Below are 6,000 nucleotides of genomic sequence, written 5' to 3'. Positions count from 1 at the left end.
GACCGCCTCGAAAAGTGAGCAGCGCCCCAGCCGATGGCCACCGTCCGCTCGCCGAGATGATCGGCGACATGTTGGAGCAGCGATGAGCGACGACGTGGAGGCCATGCTCTCCAACATCAAGTCCACCAAGATTGCTTGCCGCGCGATCACCAAGAAGGGCGAACCCTGCCCGATCGAGGCAGGTCCCTCCGGCTGGTGTCACGTCCACGACCCCGAGTTGCAGTGCGGCGCGGTCAACAAGAAGGGCAAGCGCTGCAACACCGCAACCGGCGGCGGCCGTTGCCAGCGCCATACCCCCAACGGCGCGCCCCCGGCGGCGACCCAACCCACGCAGAAGGAGACCGCGGCAGCTCGTGGTTCGGGGGCAAGCACACCGCGCAGTCGGGTAGTGACGGTGCAGGCGAAGTTCCCCGGGCGCTGCCGTTGCGGCGACTCGTACCAAGTCGGGGAGACGATCGCGAAGCTCCCGAACGGCTGGGGCCACCAAAAGTGCGCGGCCACCCAGTAGCCGAGAAGCCGCGATCGCAGTGAGCCATTCCTCGCGCCGCCTGTCGACGCTCGATCGCGGTCGTCGGCGGGACGATCTGGCGCCACGACCCACCCGAAGCCCGGCGGGCGAAGCTCGTCTCGTGTGGTGGTCCGTGGGAGCAGCCGGCCGATCCGTGTCCGGGGCAACTCCCCCGCGACGTCACGGCGGGCAAGGACCGCTGCGGCGCGGCAGCTGCGGGGACGTCGTTCTGAGTGAATGAGGTCCGGGCCCTAAGGGCGTTTCCCCAGCACCGGATAGCACCCCGTGGGTGAGGGGAACCCTCACCCACGGAGGTTAAGGGTTCCCCTCACCCACGGTGCCCGGAGCATGAAGCCGAGAGATCCTGCGTGCTCGACGCCAGACGGGGTCCATTGAGCCCCCACCCTCACTTCGCCGTGCCACTGGTCTGGGGCAGTGCACAGTGCCTGACCCGTACGTGCGTCAACGGCTCAGCGGCCTTCCTCAAGTTCCGCGAGGTACTCAATGCGCCGGCGCAACTGCTCGGGAGTCTCCGGCTGTTGGAACTCAGCGCGACCCCGCTCGTCTCCCGGCCGCCGTACCGGCATGCGTGTAGGGGTGACGTCTGGGCGGAACTCACCTCCGGGAGCGGGCGACCCTTCATCTTCTGGCACGGTCCGCCCCTCGGGGCCCGGCGACCGAGTTACGGAGATTAGGGCCGCAACTCCGGCAGTTATCCCACCTATCAAGACCGCCCTGCGCTGCATGTCCCCTCCGACCAAGCCCGCGGAAATTCCAGGTTAAGTTCGGCGCCCCGCTCCTTCGTTTGAAGGCGAACGTAAGGCGCGGCGGCGACAGCTTTTACGCTCAGCCAACGCTCCCTGCCTGCATGGCCACGGCCTGTGGCCTGTCGTCGAGCTCCGCCAGCCGCTCCGCCCACGACCGGGAACGTACCTGCTCCTTCGTCTGAGCTCGACACTGACGCAGATCGCTGAGGAATTCGGCCAGCAGGTCGTGAGCTACGCGGGAGCGCGCGGTCTCCGCGGCCTTCCTGGCATCTGCTTGCGACTCCTCCTTCAACGGCCAGGTGTCGCGCTGCGCGGCTCGCTCGACGTGGGCGGCCTCAGTGTCAGCCGTAGGTGACTGAGCCAGGGCCCGCAGCGCTCGTCGGCGGCGCTGATCCAGCAGTTGCCGCGCCCGCTGGTACTGCTCGTAGGCGTCGCAGACTCCGGCTACGGCTTGTTCCGACGAGGAGGCGGTGGTCTTTCGCACCAGGGCCCACGTGTCGTGCTCGACGCGGGTGGTGAGTTCGGCGAGAGCTTGGGCGTCCGCGGGGTCTACCGTTACGGCGAGCACGATGTCGACGGCCTGTTCGACCAGGGCCCGGGTATTCGCTTCGAGAGTGCAGCTTGGGCAGAGGCCGCCTGCCTCCGGTTCTCCGCACCGTGTGCACGGCAGGGCCGCCTGCTTTGCCTTCTGCTCAGCCCTGTGCTCCCGGTCTTCCTTCAGCCGCTGCTCAAGTCGTCGGCGTTGTTCGGCTTCTCGCTCGAACTGGCGGGCCGTACGTTCGACCTGGAGGGCGAAAGCCTCCTTCAACTCCTTCTCGTAGAGCGGCCGGCGATCCTCGGCGGTGAGGTGCGGATAGCGCGCGGCAACGGTCGCGGTGACCGCATGGCGCAGGCCTCGAAGGTCTGCGATGCGGCTGTCGCAGCTCGAGCACGACCCGTGAGTGTCCATGCGGATGCCGTCGTCACACAGCGAGGACCAGCACCCTGGGCGTTGCGGAAGTCCTCTGTGCTGCAACCACGCGGCCAGGTTCTGGATCGGCCGGGAGTCCTGCTCAACACGGCGCTGAAGACGGCCGGCCAGGACGTGTGCGGCCATCTCAGGCCCGACTACGCTCTTCAGCCGCTGCAGCTCGGTACGAACTGCCTTGGCGAGCCAGTTGGACGTCGACACCCGCTCCAACTGCCTCCACCAGAGCCCGACCGGTGCCAGGACGGTACGCAAGTCGCTCGGCACCGTCGTCATACCGAATGCTGCAGCCGTCCCGCCGGGCTGACGAGACGTTGATGACAGGTGCTTGGGCTTTTCCCCGCGCAGCGGGCTCGGCCACGTCTCGTCGTGTTCTGCAGCCTGGGAAGGTGCGCTGGTCTGGTCCTCGCTCCCGCGCGTGCGCTCCGGCTGATCGTCGCAACCAGAATCGGCAGAGCCGGAAAAGCCCCTAATACCAACTGGAGAGAATCCACGGGGAGCAACCTCAAGTGGGTGGACCGTGTGGGACCGTGCACCATCAACTTCAGGTGTTGATGCCTCTGCACTCCCTGTGACCTGGACAGACTCTCGGGCAGCCGGGATCTGTTCCCTGAATGCACTACCAGGTTCTTCGCTCAGAATGTCATCGAAGCTCTCCTGCGCCCAGCCGTCCCCGGAGAGAGGCAGGAGCCCGGTGTCCCCCGCGCCGGTCTCAGAGCACGATGCGCAGCGCGGGCAGGATCGGGCGTCTGGGCCCGCTGGCCGCTCGCTGCTGGACTTCTCTCCGTCGGCCGCCTGCGCCGCTTCGGACTCCAATGTCAGGGCTGTCGTTGTGCGGGCCCGTACGTGTGCTTGCGTGACGGGAACTACCCGCAGTCGGTCACGGTTCTTATGCCCGAACTCCACAACTCCCAGCTCGATCAGGCGGTTGACCACCATCACCGCATCCGCCACGGTGCAACCCACAAGCCGTGCCACCGTCGCGTCAGCACGGCCGTAGCCTTCGGCAACCCGACCGGGTGCCATACGCACCCGCCCGTTCGTACGGCATTCCAGGACGAGCAACAGCATCGTCAGACGGTCGATGGCCGCGTCCCTGCCACGGCGAACCGCCATGAACCCGGGAGGTGTTGCAGCTTTGCCCTCCGGCTCCCAGCCCGGGCAGGACACCGCTTCACACATCCTCAGCAACGTCGCGAGATCGCGCTGGTTCAGCAGCGCCAACGGGTGCGCGACACCGTCCTGGCGGGCCTGCTTCAACGGCTGCAGGTCCAGGAGTACCGCCACGGTGTAACCGGCCTCGCGCTCCGGCGTGCTGACGACCACCCCTGCCTTCTTCAAGCCGGGCACGACCGTGTGACCGACGTGCGAGATCGAGCAGCCCAGCCAGCCTGCCAAGTCCCGGTACGTGATGCGCACCTGGGACGTTTTGGAAGGCGCCTTGGCCAACAGGAGCACCGCGGCCAGTCGCACGACCGGAGGGGCTGCGACGAGTCGGGCATCGCCGAGCAGCGTGTGCACTGCCGCGGCGAGAGCACTGCGCATCGAACGGGTCAATTGGAGGGGCTCGCCGGCTGCTCGGACTCCGGGATACGAGCGCCCCGGCGCCGAACGCACGGGAGTGTACGTCTTTGGGGTGTTCTGGGCTTGCGGCTTCCGGCCGCCATCAGGCATGCCTGAGCCAGCCCTCGGACGGGTAGCTATGATCTGCTCCTGTCGAGGAGGAACGAGGACAACGCCCATCGCCAACCGGCACACCGCCTGGGGAGGTAGGGAGGCCGGCCACGCGACGGTATTCAGCTCTTAGGGGCACTCACCTCCTTGACAGGACTGGCCCGGGATTCCGCAATCCCGGGCCAGCTGGTTTCTGTAGGCAGCGCGCAGCGCGATCGCGTGTGGAGCTGTGCGATCCGGTCTGTTTGGCTTCCTACGGTGTGACGTCATGTGGTTGCAGGCCTCTGGGCGTTGGGGGCTCCGGGCTATTCCGTGGGGCGTGTGATGGTGGGCGACTTCTTGCCTTTGACGGCCTTGGCAGCGACGCCGCGCCGGGGCGCCCGGTTGTTCATCCGGGCCAGGCGGGGGGCCAGGTCGTCGATCCACACGCCGATGGGGAGCCGGAGTACTGCTTGACCGTCAAGCAGAGATGGGTCGTTGCCGTCGGGTGAGGCATTCTCCAGCAGTGCCCGGGCTTCCCTGGTGTGGACGATGTAGGTAGCCCCCTGAAGGACGTACATCGTCGTCTCTCTGGTTGTTTCCTCGTCCGTGACGGCGTTGCGGGCGGCCTCGAGCGCCGCGGTCTGCCAGAAGTCCAGTACCTGCTTCTCGGAACGCGGGCGCGGACGGTCGGGCCAGACGAGCGGAAGGATGACGCGGTAGACCTTGAGCACGATGACGTCGGCCGGGTAGCACGGGTCCCCCAGGACCTGTGCCTCTTGCGCCCGGTAGGCCCAACTCGGGTTGAGCTCTGCGGCGGCCGCGACGGCGCTGGGGCTTAGCACTCGGGCCGGTGGCATGGACGTGCTCCTTGGGTTCGAGACCAATCACAACGCTGCTGACACTAGCTCACTCAGCACAGTTATTTCGCTGTCAGCAACATAGGAACGCCTACTGGAAGGCTGGCAGATAACACCAAGGATGAGGAGGGAGGAAGGAGCTCCCATAAGGCCACCCATGAGAACGCATATGAGAACCACTATCGGCATATCCATACGCATAACACCAGGTCAGAACACCAGACTAGGCCGATGTCACCACGTCGCGAACCGGCCCGCTGGCTGCATCACAGAAGCCACAACGGACCTGGAACCGAGCCCCCTGAGGCCCCTCCGGACACCTCGAGCCACCCCAATAGCCGTGAAAGCAGACAAGATTGCTGGTCCCGACGGCGTGTCGCACCGCCCGAAAACGCCTGAGGGCCAGCCGATCACGGCTGGCCCTCGACCACATTGGAGCATCGCTTTGTCACAGGAGCGGCGGCAGCTCCTCCATAGGCAGCTCTCCGGCGTCCTTCAACTTCGCCAGGAAGCCGAGCAGAAGGGCAGAGTGAATGAACAGCCCCTTACGGGAGAAGCCCTCAGCGTCGCAGACATCCTTGATCGCCCTGTGCTTCTCCGCACCCTCCGGGCTCAGGCGGATCGTTGTCTTGCCACCCTTGGGAAGCTGCCCCCCGAACCGCTTGACCAACTCGCCGTACGACTCACGGAAGTAATCGATATCGAGGGGCGCCTCGAGCATCACGATGTCCATGTAGTGACCACGGGCCAACTCCCGGTTGCCAGAGGACTTGCGGTCCTCAGAGATCCGGTTGAGGAGGTGCTGCCACATCTGCGGCACCATGTTGGCGCTCACTGATTCGTACTCGTGCGAGCGTGAACGTGAATCCTCGAAGGACGCGTGAAGCCTCTGGTGGAGCGGGTGCATCTGCTCCCGCGCGACTCCCTTGTTCCGCGACCTGGCGGTTCGCCTTCCGTTGCTGACGGGCTTGGCCGGCTGCTTTGAAGGCTGTGCAGCGGGCACTTCAGGCTGGGCCGGCTCCGGGGCAGCGACTGGAGCGGACGCAGGCTCGGGTTCGGGCTCGGGCTCGGCGCTGGCCGGTGAAGGGACCGTGATCCTTCGGCTTTCGGTCTCCCTCGCATCCTCCGGCGGAGCCGGAGGATGCGAGGGAGCGGAGGCAGCTGCAGCGGGCGGCGCCTGCGATGATTCGGCGAGGTTACTGGCCTCAGCAGCACCGGATGAACCGATGAAGCTCGCGCCGGCCA

At 66.4% G+C, this 6,000-nt stretch carries 4 protein-coding genes; 1 reads left to right on the top strand and 3 read right to left on the bottom strand.

The annotated features are described in order from the left end of the window. Positions 1-82 precede the first annotated feature (82 nt). A complete protein-coding gene (locus DSC45_RS36990) occupies positions 83-508 on the top strand; it encodes a hypothetical protein (RefSeq protein ID WP_119296125.1) in 426 nt (141 codons plus the stop codon). Positions 509-1,354: 846 nt separating this feature from the next. Here DSC45_RS36990 and DSC45_RS36005 read toward each other — a convergent pair. The 3 genes from DSC45_RS36005 to DSC45_RS35200 form a co-directional block, all read right to left on the bottom strand. After that, the gene (locus DSC45_RS36005) at positions 1,355-3,787 is read right to left on the bottom strand and encodes a sbcc family protein (RefSeq protein WP_162929450.1); all 2,433 of its coding nucleotides are present in this window, start codon (positions 3,785-3,787) and stop codon (positions 1,355-1,357) included. Between the two features lie 434 nt (positions 3,788-4,221). Continuing rightward, positions 4,222-4,740, bottom strand: a complete 519-nt coding sequence (locus DSC45_RS35205; RefSeq protein ID WP_119296123.1) for a hypothetical protein — start codon at positions 4,738-4,740, stop codon at positions 4,222-4,224. Positions 4,741-5,203: 463 nt separating this feature from the next. Then, complete coding sequence (locus tag DSC45_RS35200) at positions 5,204-5,590, bottom strand: hypothetical protein (protein WP_162929449.1); 387 nt, start codon at positions 5,588-5,590, stop codon at positions 5,204-5,206. Between the last annotated feature and the right edge of the window lie 410 nt (positions 5,591-6,000).

Source organism: Streptomyces sp. YIM 130001, from assembly GCF_003574445.1.
GTDB lineage: Bacteria > Actinomycetota > Actinomycetes > Streptomycetales > Streptomycetaceae > Streptomyces.
Note: the sequence above shows the minus strand (reverse complement) of the source record. Positions and strands in the feature narration are given on the sequence as shown.

Excerpts from the sequence above, each read along its gene's own strand:
- DSC45_RS36990 (WP_119296125.1), top strand. The coding sequence starts at position 83 with ATGAGCGACGACGTGGAGGCCATGCTCTCCAACATCAAGTCCACCAAG.
- DSC45_RS36005 (WP_162929450.1), bottom strand. The coding sequence starts at position 3,787 with ATGCGCAGTGCTCTCGCCGCGGCAGTGCACACGCTGCTCGGCGATGCC.